This window comes from Streptomyces sp. NBC_00096, assembly GCF_045041305.1.
GTDB lineage: Bacteria > Actinomycetota > Actinomycetes > Streptomycetales > Streptomycetaceae > Streptomyces.
In genome coordinates, this window is record NZ_CP108221.1 from 4,303,874 (window position 1) to 4,320,891 (window position 17,018).

Genomic DNA, 17,018 nt, shown 5'->3' on the forward strand with positions numbered 1-17,018 from the left:
AGGAACCCACCAATTCCGTGGGGGAGGACACACCCGGGCATACACGGCAAAGGCCTTCGGACCCTGGGTCCGAAGGCCTTCGACTCTCATATGGGCGCCCCGAGCGGGGCGCATGTCACCGCGGAGGGGGTCGTCCGGCGGTCCCGGACGGGACTTCCGCCGGGGTCCGGCCCCCGCCGCTCACGCCTTGGTGTTCTCCGCCTGCATCACGGCGATCTCCTCGTCCGACTCCCGGCCGGGGGTCTTGATGTCCCACTTGGTGATCGCGAAGCGGAAGATCGCGTAGTAGACGACCGCGAAGCAGAGGCCGATCGGGACGATCAGCCAGGGCTTCGTCGCCAGGCTCCAGTTGATGACGTAGTCGATCAGACCCGCCGAGAAGCTGAACCCGTCGTGGACCCCGAAGGCCCAGGTCACCGCCATCGACACACCCGTCATCACCGCGTGCACCGCGTACAGCGCCGGCGCCAGGAAGAGGAACGAGTACTCCAGCGGCTCGGTGATGCCGGTGACGAACGAGGTCAGGCCGACCGAGAGCATCAGGCCGCCGACCTCCTTGCGCCGGGCCGGCTTCGCGCAGTGCGTGATCGCCAGCGCGGCCGCCGGGAGGGCGAACATCATGATGGGGAAGAAGCCGGTGGTGAACTGGCCGGCCCCCGGATCCCCCGCCAGGAACATCGGGATGTCACCGTGGACGGTCTGCCCGTCCGGCTTGGTGTAACTGCCGAACTGGAACCACACCGGCACGTTCAGGAACTGGTGCAGGCCGATCACCAGCAGCGCGCGGTTCGCGACGCCGAAGATGCCCGCGCCCAGCGATCCCAGACCCACCAGCCAGTCCGAGAAGCTCTCCAGCGCGTCACCGATCGGCGGCCAGATCCACAGGCAGAGCACGGCGAACACGATCGCCACGAAGGTCATGATGATCGGGACCAGGCGCCGGCCGTTGAAGAAGCCGAGCCAGTCGACCAGCTTGACCCGGTGGTAGCGCTGCCAGAACCAGGAGGCCAGCAGGCCCATGATGATGCCGCCGAACACCCCCGGGTTCTGGTAGCTGTACTCGACGAAGGCTTCGCCGGCCCCCAGGCAGGCACCCTTGATGTCCTTGGTCCCCGCCGGGCAGTCCTTGGGGAAGGCGTGCAGCACGCTCCGGTAGACGAGGAAGCCGACCACCGCCGCGAGCGCGGTCGAGCCGTCCGCCTTCTTGGCCATGCCGATCGCGACGCCGATGCAGAAGAGGAGCGGCAGGCCGAGGTCGGCGTTGAGCAGGGCGCCGCCCGCGGCCGCCATCACCCTGGCCACGTCGTTCCAGCCCAGGCCGTCCTTGCCGAACACGTCGTCCTGGCCCAGCCGGTTCAAGATGCCCGCCGCGGGCAGAACGGCGATCGGCAGCTGGAGGCTCCGCCCCATCTTCTGCAGCCCTTGGAACATGCCGTTCCACCACTTCGGCTGTGGCACTGCTGCGGCGCTGCTCGCGCTCATCCGCGTCCTCCCTGACCGGCCCGTTTTTGGCAGCCGCGACACTTGCGGCACACTGGTGTAGACCACTCGTGCTGCGGTCGCATTTCACCCGCCCGAGGGCAGGCTGGTGCTGATCGTCATCATTCGGCAGATGGCGGGCATGTGCCCGCGTAGCTGGGCCAATCGTGAGTTACCGTGACGAAGCGGACCACGCCGGTCGGTCAGTCGCACCCATAGCCGCACCATTCGCCGGCCGACAGGCAACGGCGGCCGCCGAGACCCGTTCTTCGTAGAACTCAGGGAGAAACACATGGCCACCAAGGCTGAGAAGATCGTCGCCGGGCTCGGCGGCATCGAGAACATCGAAGAGGTCGAAGGCTGCATCACCCGCCTGCGCACCGAGGTCATCGACCCGAGCAAGGTCGACGAGGCCGCCCTGAAGGCCGCCGGCGCCCACGGCGTCGTCAAGATGGGCACCGCGATCCAGGTCGTCATCGGCACCGACGCCGACCCGATCGCCGCCGACATCGAAGACATGATGTGAGCTGAGCCCACCCGGCTCGCACCCACCCGCCTGCACGACGAGACCCCGCCCGGACGCACCCGGACGGGGTCTTTTCGCGCGCCCGCACCGACTAGGCTCGGTGCCATGTCTCGCATCGACGGCCGTACGCCCGAACAGCTCCGCCCGGTCACCATCGAACGCGGATGGAGCAAGCACGCAGAGGGCTCCGTCCTCGTCTCCTTCGGGGACACCAAGGTCTTCTGCACCGCCTCCTTCAGCGAAGGCGTCCCGCGCTGGCGCAAGGGAAGCGGCGAAGGCTGGGTCACCTCCGAGTACTCGATGCTGCCCCGCGCCACCAACACCCGCGGCGACCGCGAATCCGTACGCGGCAAGATCGGCGGCCGCACCCACGAGATCTCCCGCCTGATCGGCCGCTCGCTGCGCGCCGTCATCGACTACAAGGCGCTCGGCGAGAACACCATCGTCCTGGACTGCGACGTCCTCCAGGCCGACGGCGGCACCCGCACCGCGGCCATCACCGGCGCCTACGTGGCCCTGGCCGACGCCATCACCTGGGGCCAGCAGAAGAAGCTGATCAAGGCCGGCCGCAAGCCCCTGACCGGCACCGTCGCCGCCGTCAGCGTCGGCATCGTCGACGGCGTACCGCTCCTGGACCTCTGCTACGAGGAAGACGTGCGCGCCGAGACCGACATGAACGTGGTCTGCACCGGCGACGGCCGCTTCGTCGAGGTCCAGGGCACGGCGGAGGGCGAGCCCTTCGACCGCAAGGAACTCAACGCCCTCCTCGACCTGGCCGCCGGCGGCTGCGCCGACCTGGAGGCCCTCCAGCTGAGCGCCCTGGAGCTCACGCTCTAGCACGTGCCCCCGTGGCAACCGCGCGGCGCGTCCGCGCGTCCCTTGCGATACGGGCGCACGGCGTCGAAGCCGTGCGCCCGTCCACGCACCCGAAGCCACGCACACCCGAAGCCACGCACCTGAATCCACGTACCCGAATCCACGTACCCGAATCCGTCCACTCCTGGGGGCCGAAGTGAAGCCGAAGTACCGCCTGGCGGCCGTTGCCCTGACGGCAGCGCTCGCCATACCAGCGATCACCTCCTGCGACGCGATCTCGACCGCGATGGACTGCGCGAACACGGCGGTCGCCATCACGGACGGCGCCAACGACCTCCAGCAGGCGGTCTCGCAGGCCGGCAACAGCCCGCAGGACGCCCAGAACGCGCTCAACCAGATCGAGGCCAACCTCAAGAAGGTCGGCGACCAGACGGACAACGCCGATCTCAGCAAGGCCATTTCCTCGATGAACACGGCCGTCTCGAACGTCCGGACCTCGCTCCAGAACGGCAACTCCACCCCGGACATCACCCCGGTCGCGGACGCCGCGAAGGAGATCTCGAAGGTCTGCACACCGGGATAATGGCGTCATGACCTCGACGCCGACGCCCTCTCCCAGCCGCCTGATCCTGGCCACCCGCAACGCGGGCAAGGTCACCGAGCTCCGCGCCATCCTGTCCGACGCCGGCCTGCCGCACGAGCTGGTCGGCGCGGACGCGTACCCGGAGATCCCGGACGTCAAGGAGACCGGCGTCACCTTCGCCGAGAACGCCCTCCTCAAGGCCCACGCCCTCGCCCGGGCCACCGGCCTGCCGGCGGTCGCCGACGACTCGGGCCTCTGCGTGGACGTCCTGGGCGGCGCCCCCGGCATCTTCTCGGCCCGCTGGGCCGGCGCCCACGGCGACGACGCCGCGAACCTCGCGCTCCTGCTGGCGCAGCTCGGGGACATCGACGACGCCCACCGCGGCGCGCACTTCTTCTGCGCGGCCGCCCTCGCCCTCCCGGACGGCACGGAACGCGTGGTCGAAGGCCGCCTCCTCGGCACCCTGCGCCACACCCCGGCGGGCACGGGCGGCTTCGGCTACGACCCGATCCTCCAGCCCCTGAACGACACCCGCACCTGCGCGGAACTGACGGCAGCGGAAAAGAACGCCATCTCCCACCGGGGCCAGGCCTTCCGCGCCCTGATCCCGGCGGTCCGCGAACTGCTGGGCTGAGGCCCGATCGAACGTCGACGGCCGGCCCCCTCAGCGGAGGGGGCCGGCCGTTGATGTGGGCCCGGTGGGACTCGAACCCACGACACACCGGACCTAAACCGGCGCCCTCTGGCCAGCTGGGGTACGGACCCGTGCGACCACCTTACTGGTCGAACACGGTTGGCTGCGATGGGATGGCCCCCTTGATCGTTTGGCGAAGGTCGGGGTCTGGCTGTGGCAGGAGGGGCACAGGTAGCGGAGGTTCCCCCGACGGTTGTCCAAACGGTCACCGTTCACGTGGTCGATCTCCAGGACGAGCCTCCGGCCGCGCCAGACGTCCCCAACGCCGCACTCCGCGCAGACGTGTGGCACTCCGAGGTCGTCCAAGGCCCGACGCAGCGTCACCGTCTTGGTGCGAGAGGAGCCGGCTTCGAGTTGCCGCAGGATCTCGGCCGATGACTTGCGCGCAGGGGAGGGGCGGCCGACGGCGTGCCCCTGGCCCGTGAAGTGCTCCGTCGACAGTCCGTATTCCTCGATGCTTCGCCGGGCCTTGCCGCGTGCGGCGCCGCCGAAGGGGTTGTGGCCAAGTGCGCGCATGACCCCCGCCATGCTCGTCGAGCCCGAGACCGCAGCTGCGATCTCCTCGCGGACGAAGAAGCGGTGTGACGAAGGAACGTCTCGACCGGGGAAGTGCGACGTGTCAATCCCGAGCCGGTTGAGGAGCTTGGCGATATGGGCGTGGGCGCTGTTGTACGGCTCGACGCCCATGTACGCGAGCATTCCCGTGATGCTGTCCGTGTGGGCGGCAGCTTCCCGAAGTCGCTCCTCCGTATAGCGCTGCCGGGCTCGGACGGGAAGTGGCTCATCGACGAAGTGGGATACGTCGATGGCGTAGTGGGCCAGCCTGTCACGCAGGTACCGGCGAGGGCCGGCCGCGAGCGGGGCGTCCAGAACCCTCATGAGGTCGACGAGGCTGGTGGCCAGAGGCGCGGCGCGGCTCAGCAGCGCTCGGGTGTACCTGACCTGGCTCATGCGGCCCTCCTGGCCTTGCGGCCGCGGTACGTGTCCGTAGACGCGTGGCAGTTGGGGCACAGGAGCCGAAGGTTCTTCTGCCGGTTGTCCCACCACTCACCGCTGATGTGATCGACCTCGTGTCGAAGCGGTTTGTCGTTCCACTCCGGACCGACTCCGCACTCGGCGCATTCCTCCGCAATGCCGGCCTTCAGCAGCTCTCGGTGCAGGCGCTCGCCGGGGACCCGGCCGTCCCGTGGATCCCTGAGCGAAAGTGCCGGTCCCAGAGTCCCCTTGGGGCGACGCTTCCGGGTGGCGGCGAAATGAGAGGTGTCGATGGCAAGGGTCGCGATCCGCCGGGCGATGTGCGTCTGGTTGCCGCCCACGTTGTTGATGCCGAGGCGGCTGACCACTTCCGATATCGACGTGGACTCGGCCACCAGCTGCCGGAGCCGCTCCTCCGTGTGCAGTGCCCATCGCGTGGGGAAGTGGGAACAGTCGATCCCGGCTTCCCGCATTTTCGCTTGCAGATAGCGCCTGCTGCCACTGCTCGGCGTGCCACCGCACCATCGGACGGCGTCATCCCAGTTTTTCGTCCCGCGGGCTGCGGCTTCCAGCAGCTCTTGCGTGTATCGGACCGCCATTGCTTCCCCTCCCGGCCGCGCGTGCGGCTCTCGTACGGAGTAACAGGGCCGATAGTCGGACGGTTACGGCTGATTTCGTCCGATAAGCGGAGCGGCCCGCACCGGGTGGGGTGCGGGCCGCGCTGATGGGGAGGGGAGGGGCGGGGTCAGATGCCCAGGTCCTTGATGATCTTGGCTACGTGGCCCGTGGCCTTGACGTTGTAGAGGGCGCGCTCGACCTTGCCCTCCTCGTCGACGATCACCGTGGAGCGGATGACCCCGGTGACCGTCTTGCCGTACAGCTTCTTCTCGCCGAACGCCCCGTACGCCGTCAGGACCTCCTTCGAGGGGTCGCCGACCAGGGTGACCTTCAGGTGCTCCTGCTCGCGGAACTTCGCCAGCTTCTCCGGCTTGTCGGGGGAGACGCCGATGACGTCGTAGCCGGCCGTGGCCAGGACCGCGAGGTTGTCCGTGAAGTCGCAGGCCTGCTTCGTGCAGCCCGGCGTCAGCGCGGCCGGGTAGAAGTACACGATGACCTTGCGGCCCTTGTGGTCGGCGAGCGAGACCTCGTTGCCGTCCGCGTCGGGCAGGGTGAAGGCGGGGGCGATGTCGCCCGGCTCAAGTCGCTCGCTCATCTCAACAGTCTCCTCAAGAGGGGATCGGTACGGTCACGAGACTAAGCTGCTGACAGACTGTTCACGGTGGGCTACGCCCCCATGTGACCGACCATGACGACGGAGGCAGCGCGGTGCCGCAAGCCAGGACCCCCGCACAGATCGAGGCGGACATCGTCCGCCGCCGCGAGCAGCTCGCCGAGACGCTCGACGAGATCGGCGTGCGCATGCACCCCCAGACCATCATCGGGGACGCCAAGGCGAAGGTGGTCGGCACCGTCGACCACGCCGTCGGCCGTGTCGTGGCGACGGTGAACCGCCTCGTCACCGATGCCCGCGACGGGCTGCGCCACGAGGACGGCGCCCCGCGCGTCGAGCGGATCGTGCCGGTCGCTCTGCTCGCGGCCGGTGTCGTGGGCCTGCTCGTGCTGTCGGCGCGTCGCAAGCGCTGATGACCCTGGGGGGTGCGGGCCGGGCGCGGGCGGGTAGGTTCGGGGCGTGAGCGAGAACACCACCACCCACGACAAGCTGCCCATCCGCATGCTCCACGACCGCGTGCTCGTGAAGTCCGATTCGCCGGAGGGCGAGCGGCGCTCGGGCGGCGGCATCCTGATCCCGGCGACGGCCGCGGTGGGCAAGCGGCTGGCCTGGGCCGTGGTGGTCGCGGTCGGGCAGAACGTACGGACGGTCGAGCCGGGGGACCGGGTCCTGTACGACCCGGAGGACCGGGCCGAGGTGGAGGTGCGCGGGGCCACGTACGTGCTGATGCGCGAGCGGGACCTGCACGCCGTGGCCGCCGAGCGGCTGGAGGGGTCGGAGGACTCCACGGGGCTGTATCTGTAGAGCGTTGCGATCTTGGGCGCGAGCCCGGGCGTGGGCCTCGGCGCGAGCCCGGGCGTGGGCCTCGGCGCGAGCCCGGGCGTGGGCCTCGGCGTGGGCAGGGCCGGTGACCGGGGTCACCGGCCCTTTTCGTTCGGTTTTGCTACGGTGGTGGGGAACCCCCGACGAGACGCGCCGTACCGGGTGGCCGCCGCTGTGGCGATGGCTGCATGACAAGACGACGCACCCCGTTCCGCTCTCGTTCCGGAGGTGCCGTCATGGCCTGGATCCTGCTCCTTCTCGCCGGTCTGCTCGAAGTGGGCTGGTCGATCGGCATGAAGTTCACCGAGGGGTTCACCCGGCTCTGGCCGAGCGTGTTCACCGGCGCCGGAATCGTGGTGAGCATGGTGCTGCTGTCGTACGCCGCCAAGACCCTGCCGATCGGTACGGCGTACGGGGTGTGGGTCGGCATCGGCGCGGCCGGGGCGGCGGTGCTCGGCATGGCGGTGCTGGGGGAGCCCGTCACCGCCGCCCGGATCTTCTTCATCTGTCTGCTGCTGGTCGCCGTGGTGGGGCTGAAGGCGACCTCCGGTCACTGACCCGGCCGGCCCCGGTCATTCCAGGAAGTCCGCTGGCGGGCGCAGGCCCTCGGTGGTGCCGCCCTGGGTGCCGGCCGTGGTGCTGCCGGTGGTCAGGCCGCCCGTGGTCTGACCGCCCGTCGTCTGGCCGCCGTTGGTCTGGCCGCCGTTGGTCTGGCCCCCGGTGGTCTGACCTCCGGTCGTCTGACCCCCGGTGTTCTGGCCGCCCGTGTTCTGGCCGCCCGTGTTCCGCCCCCCGTCCGTCCGTCCGCCCTGCGTCTGCCCGCCCGTCGGCGGGTTCCGCGTGGGGCGGCCCGGCCGGCCCGGGGGGCGTTCGCCCGGGGTCTCCTCCTGCGACTGGTTCGGGTTCGGGTTCGGGTTCACGGGCGGCGGGGGCTGGTTGGCGCCCGGCATGAGCTCCAGGTCGAATTCCTGGGGGTCGCTGTCGGCCAGGGCCGTCTTCGTGTATTGCGCCCAGATCCGGGCCGGGTAGCCGCCGCCCCCGATGCGGGCCTCGCCGAGGGCCCCGTAGAGGGATTCCAGGGAGCCGGTGTCCGGGTCCTGGCCCATCATCGAGACGACGGTGACCAGGTTCGGGGTGTACGCCGCGAACCAGGCGGAGCGGTCGTCCTCGCCGGTTCCCGTCTTGCCCGCGGCGGGGTGCCCGGCGGCGAGCGCGGCCGTGCCGGTGCCGTTGTCCACGACGCTGACCAGCATGGACGTGGTGGTGTCGGCGGCTTCGCGGCTGACGGCCTGGCTCTGGTCGCGGTGCGGGAGGGAGACGGAGTCGCCCGCCTTGGTGATCTTCTCCACGAAGGTGTAGGGGGTGCGGCGGCCGTGGTCGGCCAAGGTCGCGTAGGCCTGGGTCATGTCCAGGACGCTGGCCTGCATGGTGCCGAGCGCCATGGCCGGTCCCGCGACGAGGTTCGGGGTGTTCTCCGGGATGCCGAGGGCGACGGCGGTCTGCTTGACCTTGTCGGTGCCGACGTCGACGACCATCTGGGCGAAGACGGCGTTGACGGAGAGGTCGGTGGCGGTGTTGACGGTGATGTTGCCGTAGCTGATCTGCCCCTCGTTCTCGGGCGCGTAGGGGATCCGGGTGCCGACGACGCGCCGCTTGTTGTCGCCGTTGTAGATCGTGTACGGGGTGATCAGGCGGCCCTCCTGGGTGTGCGAGTCGTTCTGCACGGCGGAGGCGAAGACGAACGGCTTGAAGGTGGAAGCCACTTGGAAGTCGTGCCGGGTCGCGTTGTTGACGTACTGCTTGGTGTAGTCGATGCCGCCGTACATGGCGACGACCTTGCCGGTCGCCGGATCGATGGAGACGGCGCCGGTGCGCACGACGCGGTCGGCCTTGATCTTCCCGGGGTCGAGCTTGCTGACCATCTTGTCGTTGACGGCGTCGACCATGGCGGTCTGGCGGGTCTTGTCGATGGTCGTGGTGATCCGGTAACCGCCCTCGGCGAAGGTCTTGTCGTCGAGGATCTTGTTCTCGACGATGTAGTCCTTGATGGCCTCGACGAGGTAGCCGCGCTGTCCGGAGAGCCCGGCGGCCGGGCGGACCTTGCCGGGCTCGGGGAACTGCGCGGCCGCGCGCTCGGAGGCGGTCATCCAGCCCTTCTTGACCATGCCGTCGAGTACGTAGTTCCAGCGGGCGAGGGCGCGTGCGCGGCCCTGCGGGTGGGCGACGACGTCGAAGGCGCTGGGGGAGTTGAGGAGGGTGGCGAGGTACGCGCCCTCGGTGGTGGTGAGTTTGCCGACGTCCTTGCCGTAGTACGCCTGCGCGGCGGCCTGGATGCCGTAGGCGTTGCGGCCGAAGTAACTGGTGTTCAGGTACCCCTCGAGGATGTAGTCCTTCGACTCCTCGCGACCGAGTTTGATCGCGATGAAGAACTCCTTCACCTTCCGCTTGATCGTCTGTTCCTGGCCCAGGTAATAGTTCTTGACGTACTGCTGGGTGATGGTCGAGCCGGACTGGGTGCCCTTGCCGGTCGCGGTGTTCCACGCGGCGCGGATCATCGCGGCGGGATCCACCGCCCGTTCGGAGTAGAAGTCCCGGTCCTCGGCGGCCAGTACGGTCTCCTGGACGGTCCGCGGGATCTGGGAGAGCGGCACGTTGACGCGGTTGACCTCGCCGTCGCGCGCGAGCTGGGAACCGTCGCTGTAGAGGTACACGTTGGACTGCGCGACGGCGGCCGCGTTGGCGGGCGGGATGCGGACCAGCAGGTAGCCGGCGATCAGGGCGCCGATGCACACCAGGGCGACCAGCAGGAACGCGCCCAGCACCATGCGCCACGTCGGGATGAGGCGGCGCCAGCCGGTGCGCCTGGCCTTCTTCGCCGCCTTGGCCCGCTGTTTCTCCGCCTTCCTGGCCTCCTTGGGAGTGGCCGGCGGCCCGGGCGGCGGGCCCGGAGCCGCGCCGTTGGCCTGCTGCCCGGCGGAGGGGGTGGGCGTGTCGGGATCGCGAGGGGTCCAGCCGGGCGGGGGTGACGGGTCGCTCATCTCCGGGACTCCTCGGCGCCGTACGAAATATCCACATCTGTACCTCATGCTGTCTACCCGATGGCCGTCGGTTCCGCTCCGGACGGGCGTAAATCGTTCGCGTGGATCGCCCCTCCGCACTAAGCTCGCGCGCTTTGGCCGACGCACGGCCGACGTGCGGCCGACGTAGGAACGACGCAGCGACGACGTGGGAAACGGAGGGATGCGGTGAGCGAGGGAGCCGCCCGGCGAGCCGGGCTCTACGGGGCGGTCGCGGCCGGGGGTTTCCGTAGGTACGCCACCTACGGGACGGCGACCGCGGCGGGGGTGTTCACCAACACCGTGTTCGGTTTCATCCTCTCCTACACGTACATCGCGCTCTGGGACGAACGGCCCGGACTCGGCGGCTACGACCAGTCCCAGGCCCTCACCTTCATGTGGGTCAGCCAGGGACTGCTCGCCGCCGGGGCGCTGATCGGCGGCGGCTTCCAGGAGGAGTTCCAGGAACGCGTCCGTACGGGTGACATCGCCGTCGACCTGTACCGTCCGGCCGATCTGCAGATGTGGTGGCTCGCGTGCGACCTGGGCCGGGCGGGTTTCCAACTCCTGGGCCGCGGCGTCCTGCCGCTGGTGGTCGGCGCGCTCGCCTTCGACCTCGCGCTGCCCGCCGACCCGCTGCGCTGGCTGCTGTTCCTGGTCTCCGTGCTCCTCGGGCTGCTCGTGAGCTTCGCCCTGCGCTACCTGCTGGGGCTGGCGGCGTTCTGGCTGATGGACGGGGCGGGGATCAACATGATGGCCACGGTCGTCTCCATCTTCTTCTCCGGGATGCTGCTGCCGCTGACCGTGTTCCCCGGCGGCTTCGGGGAGTTGGTCCGCGTCCTGCCCTGGGCGGCCATGCTCCAGGTGCCGGCGGACGTCCTGCTCGGCGGGGGAGCGGGCACCGGGAGCGGGGCCGCAGCCGGAGCGGGTACGGGTGCCGGTTCGGGGGCCGCGGGCGTGGTGCGGGCGCTCGGATTCCAGGCCGGATGGGCGCTGGTGCTGCTGGGGCTGGGCCGGCTGGTGCAGTCCGCCGCGACGCGCAAGGTGGTGGTCCAGGGTGGCTGAGCAGGTGGCCGAGGCGGCTCCCGCGGAGGACCGGCCGGCGTGGGCGCCGGACCTGCCCCGGCGCAGCCGGGCCGTGGAAGGCCTGCGCGGCTACGGCCTGATCGCCGCGATGTGGATCCGGTCGACGATGACGTACCGCACGTCCTTCTTCCTCTCCACCTTCGGGAACGCGGCGATCACCCTCCTGGACTTCGTCGCGGTCTACATCATGTTCTCCCACGTCGACGAGCTGGGCGGCTTCACCCTGCCCGAGATCGCCCTGCTCTACGGGTCCTGCTCGGCCTCCCTCGGCCTGGCCGACCTGCTGCTCGGCAATACCGACCGGATCGGCGCCCGGGTCCGCGACGGCTCCCTCGACACCATGCTGGTCCGCCCGGTCCCGGTGCTCGCCCAGGTCGCGGCCGACCGCTTCGCGCTGCGCCGGCTGGGGCGGATCGCCCAGGGGCTGGGGGTGCTGGGGTGGGCGGTCTCGCAGCTGGACCAGCTGCACTGGACGGTCGCGAAGGTGCTGATGGTGCCCGTGATGATCACGGCGGGGGCGGCGATCTTCGGGGCGGTGATGGTGGCCGGAGCGGCGTTCCAGTTCGTCGCCGGGGACGCGGCGGAGGTGCAGAACTCCTTCACCTACGGCGGCTGCACCATGCTCATGTACCCGCCGACCGTCTTCGCGAAGGACCTGCTGCGCGGGGTGACCTTCATCGTGCCGCTCGCCTTCGTCAACTGGCTGCCCGCACTGCACCTGCTGGGGCGGCCCGATCCGCTGGGACTGCCGGGGTGGGTGGCGTACGCGAGCCCGCTGGTGGCCTTCGCGGTGTTCGTGCCCGCGTCGCTGGCGTGGCGCGCGGGGGTTCGTTCGTACCGGAGCACGGGGAGCTGAGCAGACGTGTCGGATGCACTGATTTCTTTGGACGGGGTCGAGAAGGTCTTCGACGTACGGCGCCGCGTGGGTCTGGTGCGTCGGGAGAAACGGCAGGTCAGAGCCGTGGACGGGATCAGCTTCGAGGTGTCGCCGGGTGAGATGGTCGGCTACATCGGGCCCAACGGCGCCGGCAAGTCGACCACCATCAAGATGCTGACCGGCATCCTCACCCCGAGCGGCGGCCGGCTGCGCGTCGCCGGGATCGACCCGGCGCGGGAGCGGCTGCGCCTCGCGCACCGGATCGGGGTGGTGTTCGGGCAGCGCACGACGCTGTGGTGGGACCTGCCGCTGAAGGACTCGTACGGGCTGATGCGGCGGATGTACCGGATCCCGGCGGCGCGGTTCGCGCAGAACCTGGAGCGCTGCGTGGACCGGCTCGACCTGGCCGACCTGCTCGACGTACCGGTACGGCAGCTGTCGCTGGGGCAGCGGATGCGCGGGGACATCGCGGCGGCGCTGCTGCATGATCCGGACGTGCTGTACCTGGACGAGCCGACGATCGGGCTGGACGTGGTGAGCAAGGCGAGCGTACGGGGCTTCCTGCGGCAGCTGAACGAGGAGCTCGGGACCACGGTGCTGCTGACCACGCACGATCTCCAGGACATCGAGCAGCTGTGCGAGCGGGTGATGGTGATCGACCACGGGCGGCTGGTGTACGACGGCTCGCTGGGCGGGCTGCACACGGCGGGCGGGGCGGGGGAGAGCGAGCGGACGCTGGTGGTGGACCTGGAGCGGGAGCTCGCGCCGATCGAGGTGGCGGGGGCGCGGGTGGTGAAGGTGGAGGGCGCACGGCAGTGGCTGGCCTTCCCGGCGCGGGCTTCGGCGGCCCCGCTGGTGGCGGCGGTGGCGGCGCGGTACCCGCTGCTGGACCTGTCGGTGCGGGAGCCGGACATCGAGGACGTGATCGCCCGGATGTACGCGGGGCGGGGTTAAATCAGGGACAACCCTGAGCCGGAGCGGGGGCTGAGTCATACAACTCTCGGCGATGACTGCTTAGGCTGGGCCGCATGAGTGACGAGCGGCCTGAGAAGCCGTTGCCCGAGAAGGCGCTGCCCGACGAGCCGCTGACCGCAAAACCGCTGCCGGAACTGAGGGCGTCGGACGCCGACCGGGAGCGGGTGGTGGACCGGCTGCGGGACGCCGTCGCCGAGGGTCGCCTCGACATGGACGAGTTCGAGGAGCGGCTGGAGGCGGCGTACACGTCCCGTACGTACGCGGAGCTCGAACCGCTGACCCGGGACCTGCCCGCGCCCGGCGCGGCGGCCCCGGTGGCGGCTGCCCCGGTCGGCCTGACGAAGGCCGGACCGGCGGCGGGTCCGGACTCGGCGTGGCCGTCCCGGATCGGGGGCGGCGGCCCGGCGGGCGGCCCGGCCATGGCCGTCGCGGTCATGTCGGGCTTCCAGCGCAAGGGCAACTGGACCGTGCCCGCCCGTTTCCACGCGGTGGCGTTCTGGGGCGGCGGCGAGATCGACCTGCGCGAGGCGAACTTCGCGCAGCGCGAGGTGGTGATCAACTGCGTGGCCATCATGGGCGGCATCCAGATCACCGTGCCGCCGGGCGTCGAGGTCGACATGCGCGGCATCGGCGTGATGGGCGCCTTCGACCAGCGCGACGGTACGGGGCCGGTGCAGCCGGGGGCTCCGCGGGTGATCGTGACGGGGTTCGCCTTCTGGGGCGGGGTGGAGATCAAGGTCAAGCCGCCGAAGTCGGCGCAGGTCCGCAAGGCTAAGCAGCGCAAGGAGCTGTAGGGCGGGGGCTGGGCGGGGCGGGGGCGCGGGCTGGGCGCGGGCTGGGCGTGGGCACGGGTGCGGCGTGGGCTCGGCGCGGGCGTGGCGTGGCGTTGGCGCGGCGGCGGCTCGGAGTGGGTGTGAGCACGGGCGCGGACACGGGCATAGGCGCGGGCCCAGGCATGGCGTGGGCGTGGGCGTGGGCTGAGCCGGGGGACTCGGACGGCGCGCCGGGAACTCTCCCGGCGCCCCGGGAGTCGGATGCTATGCAGACAAAACCGGCGCCCGGGGGAAGGCAGGAGCACGTGGAGCAGGGCAGCACGCCGAGGCCGACTTCGGATACGGCGGATATGGCGGGTACGGCGTCCGCGACGGCGGATACGACGGCCGCGACGGCGGGTACGGCGTCCGAGGCGGCCTCGGTCGCCGAGGCGGCCTCGGCGGCGGGTGCGGCCACGACGGCGGCCAGGCTGGCCACGGCACGGGGCGGCTTCGTGTTCAGCGAGGCGGACGAGGAGCGCCGGCGCGGTGTCCGCGGGATGAAGCGGACCGCCACCGGCCTGCTGATCCTGGTGGCACTGGTCTACGTAGCGGCGAAATGGGCGGAGCACGCGGGCGCGGGCGGTTGGGCGGGCTACGTCGCCGCCGCGGCCGAGGCGGGCATGGTCGGCGCGCTCGCGGACTGGTTCGCCGTCACCGCCCTCTTCCGGCGGCCGCTCGGCCTGCCCATCCCGCACACCGCGATCATCCCGACCAAGAAGGACCAGCTCGGCGTCTCGCTCGGCGAGTTCGTCGGGGAGAACTTCCTCTCCGCCGATGTGGTGCGCACGAGGCTGCACGCCCTCGGCATCGGCGGCAGGCTCGGCGCCTGGCTGGCCGAGCCCGCACACGCCGACCGGGTCACGGCGGAACTGGCCACCGCCCTGCGCGGGGCGCTGACGGTGCTGCGGGATTCCGACGTGCAGGCCGTGGTCGGCGAGGCGATCACGCGGCGGGCCGAGACGGCGGAGATCGCGCCGGGGCTCGGCAAGACGCTGGAGAAGGTCGTCGCGGACGGCGGGCACCACCGGGTCGTGGACCTGGTGTGCTCACGGGCGCACGACTGGCTGGTGACGCACGCCGAGTCGGTGGAGGCGGCGGTGCAGGGCGGGGCCCCCGGCTGGACCCCGCGGTTCGTCGACCGCAAGATCGGCGACCGGGTCTACAAGGAACTGCTCCGCTTCGTCCAGGAGATGCGGGACATGCCGGAGCACCCGGCGCGCGGGGCGGTGGACCGTTTCCTCGCGGACTTCGCGACCGACCTCCAGTCGGACACGCAGACGCGGGCGCGGGTGGAGCGGCTGAAGTCGGAGATCCTGGCGCGCGACGAGGTCCAGGACGTGATCGCCTCCACGTGGTCGGCGGTCCGCTCGATGATCATCTCGGCGGCCGAGGACGAGCGCAGCGCGCTGCGCCTGCGGGTCCGGTCCTCGCTGATGGCGCTGGGGGCCCGGCTGGCCACGGACGGCCGGCTCCAGGACAAGGTGGAGGGCTGGACCGAGGGCGCGGTGGTGTACGTGGTCACCAACTACCGGACGGAGATCACCTCGCTGATCACGGACACGGTGGCGGGCTGGGACGCGGAGCACACCTCGCGCAAGATCGAGGCCCACATCGGCCGCGACCTCCAGTTCATCCGCATCAACGGCACGGTGGTGGGCGCCTTGGCGGGCCTCCTGATCTACGCGGTGTCCCGCGCCTTCGGGGCATAGTCGACGGGCGCGGGGCCCGGTGGCCGGGGGTTGCTGCGCTCGGCCCACCGGGGGACGGCCCTCGGTGCGCGGGGCAGGCTCCTGGCTCCCGGTACCCGCACCGGGCTCCTGAACCCGGCCCCGGTACCCGTGCCCGGCTCCCTGCACCTGCCCCCTGAACCCGGTACCTGCACACAGCCACCGGGCCCGCGCCTTCGGGGCCTAGGGGACGGGCGCGGGGCCCGGTGGCCGGGGGTTGCTGCGCTCGGCCCCTGGCCCCCTGTACCCGTGCCGGTCCCCTGCGCCTGCCCCCTGAACCCGGCCCCCTGTGCCCGGTACCTGCACACGGCCCCTGCACCGGGTACCCGTTGCCCGGCCACCTGCAACTGCACCTGCCCTGGTACCCGTACCCGGTCGCCCGGGCTGGTCCCCGGGGGTCGGGCGGCCCGGCCGGACCCGACTCCGGGCGGAGTGGTGTCGGCCTCGGACTCACCCGGCCGCGTTGGGGGTCGTCCTAGGGCTCACCTGACCGCGGGTGGGCCCGGCCTCACGCTCGCCGGGTCGGGGGTGGTGTCGGCCTCGGATTCACCTGACCGCGTGCGGTATCGGTCTCGGGACTCACCTGACCGCGTGCGGGGTCGACCTCGGACCCTCGCTGACCGCGCGGGGGTCGGCCTCGGGCTCGCCGGGGCGGGGGCGGGGGTCGCTCTCGGTCGGTGACGGTCGCGGGTGGGGTCGGCTCAGGGCTCGCCCGGCCGCGGGTGGGGTCAGCCTCGGTCGGCGACGGCCCAGGACGCGGCGGCCACCACGCTCGCGGCCCCGATGACCGCAGGCCACGCGCCGACCTTCTTCGCCAGCGGGTGGGCGCCCGCGAAGCCGGCGAGGTACAGCGCGCCGAGCCCGGCCGCGGCGGGGGCGCCGCCGCGCTTGTGCCACTCCCGCCCGGCCACGACGCCCGCCGCGCCGAGTACGACACCGCCGAGCGGCCGCTTCTTGGTCCACCGCGCGACGGCGTACCCGCCGACCAGACCGGCGGCCGCCACCACAGAGCTCGGTACCCGTGCCATGCTGCCCAACTCCCTCACATCATCAGTCCGTACGCTCACGCATATGCTTGCCCACGAGGCTAACTCGGCCCCTTGACCACCCGTCGGGCGCCCAGCGCACCCAGCACCAGCACGGCCCCGCCGATCACCGCATCCGGGAGCGCGTCCCGTACGCCGCTCGGCAGCACCGCGACCACGCCCAGGACGAGCAGAAACGCGAGCCCGCAGCCGCCGGCGGCCCGAAGGAGTCTGTCCACGGCCTGTTCAACGCGACCGCCCGGCCGCCCGACACGGACCGCGCCGAGGGGATTTGTCGCACACTCGCCGGATCCGTGCGATGTCTGGCCAG

The 17,018-nt window shown here is 71.1% G+C and carries 18 protein-coding genes and 1 tRNA gene; 12 read left to right on the forward strand and 7 right to left on the reverse strand.

The genetic code is table 11. The features are described 5' to 3' along the window. Positions 1-180: 180 nt before the first annotated feature. Positions 181-1,482: a PTS transporter subunit EIIC gene (locus tag OG904_RS18895; protein WP_405492448.1), complete on the reverse strand. Its 1,302-nt coding sequence runs from the start codon at positions 1,480-1,482 to the stop codon at positions 181-183. Between the two features lie 223 nt (positions 1,483-1,705). On the opposite strand from OG904_RS18895, the gene OG904_RS18900 reads away from it, so the two are divergent. From OG904_RS18900 to rdgB, 4 genes are all read left to right on the forward strand, one after another. Continuing rightward, positions 1,706-2,005, forward strand: coding sequence for a glucose PTS transporter subunit EIIB (locus OG904_RS18900; protein ID WP_405498112.1), 300 nt, complete (start codon positions 1,706-1,708; stop codon positions 2,003-2,005). A 105-nt stretch (positions 2,006-2,110) separates the two neighbouring features. After that, complete coding sequence (gene rph, locus OG904_RS18905) at positions 2,111-2,842, forward strand: ribonuclease PH (protein WP_405492450.1); 732 nt, start codon at positions 2,111-2,113, stop codon at positions 2,840-2,842. A 175-nt stretch (positions 2,843-3,017) separates the two neighbouring features. Further along, entirely contained in the window at positions 3,018-3,404 is a 387-nt protein-coding gene (locus tag OG904_RS18910) for a hypothetical protein (protein WP_405492452.1), read from the forward strand. Positions 3,405-3,411: 7 nt separating this feature from the next. After that, a complete protein-coding gene (gene rdgB, locus OG904_RS18915) occupies positions 3,412-4,038 on the forward strand; it encodes an RdgB/HAM1 family non-canonical purine NTP pyrophosphatase (protein ID WP_405492454.1) in 627 nt (208 codons plus the stop codon). Between the two features lie 56 nt (positions 4,039-4,094). Here rdgB and OG904_RS18920 read toward each other — a convergent pair. The 3 genes from OG904_RS18920 to bcp all read right to left on the reverse strand — a co-directional run bounded on the left by OG904_RS18920 (position 4,095) and on the right by bcp (position 6,286). Continuing rightward, positions 4,095-4,169: transfer RNA gene (locus OG904_RS18920), tRNA-Leu, on the reverse strand. 876 nt (positions 4,170-5,045) lie between these two features. After that, a complete protein-coding gene (locus OG904_RS18925; protein ID WP_405492456.1) occupies positions 5,046-5,672 on the reverse strand; it encodes an HNH endonuclease in 627 nt (208 codons plus the stop codon). Positions 5,673-5,818: 146 nt separating this feature from the next. Then, positions 5,819-6,286 carry a thioredoxin-dependent thiol peroxidase gene (gene bcp / locus OG904_RS18930; RefSeq protein WP_356509082.1) on the reverse strand — a complete coding sequence of 156 codons (468 nt, stop codon included), beginning with the start codon at positions 6,284-6,286 and terminating at the stop codon, positions 5,819-5,821. A 113-nt stretch (positions 6,287-6,399) separates the two neighbouring features. Between bcp and OG904_RS18935 the strand changes: the two genes are divergently transcribed. From OG904_RS18935 to OG904_RS18945, 3 genes are all read left to right on the forward strand, one after another. Next, positions 6,400-6,717 (forward strand): DUF3618 domain-containing protein, encoded by a 318-nt coding sequence (locus tag OG904_RS18935; RefSeq protein WP_405492458.1) that lies wholly within the window; start codon positions 6,400-6,402, stop codon positions 6,715-6,717. Positions 6,718-6,763: 46 nt separating this feature from the next. Then, positions 6,764-7,108 carry a GroES family chaperonin gene (locus tag OG904_RS18940; protein WP_405492460.1) on the forward strand — a complete coding sequence of 115 codons (345 nt, stop codon included), beginning with the start codon at positions 6,764-6,766 and terminating at the stop codon, positions 7,106-7,108. A gap of 254 nt (positions 7,109-7,362) precedes the next feature. Then, a complete protein-coding gene (locus OG904_RS18945; protein WP_405492462.1) occupies positions 7,363-7,683 on the forward strand; it encodes a DMT family transporter in 321 nt (106 codons plus the stop codon). A 15-nt stretch (positions 7,684-7,698) separates the two neighbouring features. Here the strand turns inward: OG904_RS18945 and OG904_RS18950 are convergent, their stop codons facing one another. Further along, a complete protein-coding gene (locus OG904_RS18950) occupies positions 7,699-10,164 on the reverse strand; it encodes a transglycosylase domain-containing protein (protein WP_405492464.1) in 2,466 nt (821 codons plus the stop codon). A gap of 207 nt (positions 10,165-10,371) precedes the next feature. Between OG904_RS18950 and OG904_RS18955 the strand changes: the two genes are divergently transcribed. The 5 genes from OG904_RS18955 (at position 10,372) to OG904_RS18975 (ending at position 15,644) form a co-directional block, all read left to right on the forward strand. Next, entirely contained in the window at positions 10,372-11,247 is an 876-nt protein-coding gene (locus tag OG904_RS18955; RefSeq protein WP_405492466.1) for an ABC transporter permease, read from the forward strand. Beyond that, the gene (locus tag OG904_RS18960) at positions 11,240-12,124 is read left to right on the forward strand and encodes an ABC transporter permease (RefSeq protein WP_405492468.1); all 885 of its coding nucleotides are present in this window, start codon (positions 11,240-11,242) and stop codon (positions 12,122-12,124) included. Before OG904_RS18955 ends, OG904_RS18960 begins: the two co-directional genes overlap by 8 nt. 6 nt (positions 12,125-12,130) lie before the next feature. Then, positions 12,131-13,099 (forward strand): ATP-binding cassette domain-containing protein, encoded by a 969-nt coding sequence (locus OG904_RS18965; RefSeq protein WP_405492470.1) that lies wholly within the window; start codon positions 12,131-12,133, stop codon positions 13,097-13,099. Between the two features lie 74 nt (positions 13,100-13,173). Next, positions 13,174-13,914 carry a DUF1707 domain-containing protein gene (locus tag OG904_RS18970; protein ID WP_405492472.1) on the forward strand — a complete coding sequence of 247 codons (741 nt, stop codon included), beginning with the start codon at positions 13,174-13,176 and terminating at the stop codon, positions 13,912-13,914. A 329-nt stretch (positions 13,915-14,243) separates the two neighbouring features. Beyond that, complete coding sequence (locus tag OG904_RS18975; RefSeq protein WP_405492474.1) at positions 14,244-15,644, forward strand: DUF445 domain-containing protein; 1,401 nt, start codon at positions 14,244-14,246, stop codon at positions 15,642-15,644. A gap of 746 nt (positions 15,645-16,390) precedes the next feature. Here OG904_RS18975 and OG904_RS18980 read toward each other — a convergent pair. Beyond that, a complete protein-coding gene (locus tag OG904_RS18980; protein WP_328298863.1) occupies positions 16,391-16,690 on the reverse strand; it encodes a hypothetical protein in 300 nt (99 codons plus the stop codon). Positions 16,691-16,749: 59 nt separating this feature from the next. Then, entirely contained in the window at positions 16,750-16,926 is a 177-nt protein-coding gene (locus OG904_RS18985; RefSeq protein ID WP_405492476.1) for a hypothetical protein, read from the reverse strand. Positions 16,927-17,018 lie beyond the last annotated feature (92 nt).

Excerpts from the sequence above, each read along its gene's own strand:
- OG904_RS18950 (WP_405492464.1), bottom strand. The coding sequence starts at position 10,164 with ATGAGCGACCCGTCACCCCCGCCCGGCTGGACCCCTCGCGATCCCGAC.
- bcp (WP_356509082.1), bottom strand. The coding sequence starts at position 6,286 with ATGAGCGAGCGACTTGAGCCGGGCGACATCGCCCCCGCCTTCACCCTG.
- OG904_RS18945 (WP_405492462.1), top strand. The coding sequence starts at position 7,363 with ATGGCCTGGATCCTGCTCCTTCTCGCCGGTCTGCTCGAAGTGGGCTGG.
- OG904_RS18895 (WP_405492448.1), bottom strand. The coding sequence starts at position 1,482 with ATGAGCGCGAGCAGCGCCGCAGCAGTGCCACAGCCGAAGTGGTGGAAC.
- OG904_RS18970 (WP_405492472.1), top strand. The coding sequence starts at position 13,174 with ATGAGTGACGAGCGGCCTGAGAAGCCGTTGCCCGAGAAGGCGCTGCCC.
- OG904_RS18975 (WP_405492474.1), top strand. The coding sequence starts at position 14,244 with ATGGCGGGTACGGCGTCCGCGACGGCGGATACGACGGCCGCGACGGCG.
- OG904_RS18980 (WP_328298863.1), bottom strand. The coding sequence starts at position 16,690 with ATGGCACGGGTACCGAGCTCTGTGGTGGCGGCCGCCGGTCTGGTCGGC.
- rdgB (WP_405492454.1), top strand. The coding sequence starts at position 3,412 with ATGACCTCGACGCCGACGCCCTCTCCCAGCCGCCTGATCCTGGCCACC.
- OG904_RS18925 (WP_405492456.1), bottom strand. The coding sequence starts at position 5,672 with ATGGCGGTCCGATACACGCAAGAGCTGCTGGAAGCCGCAGCCCGCGGG.
- rph (WP_405492450.1), top strand. The coding sequence starts at position 2,111 with ATGTCTCGCATCGACGGCCGTACGCCCGAACAGCTCCGCCCGGTCACC.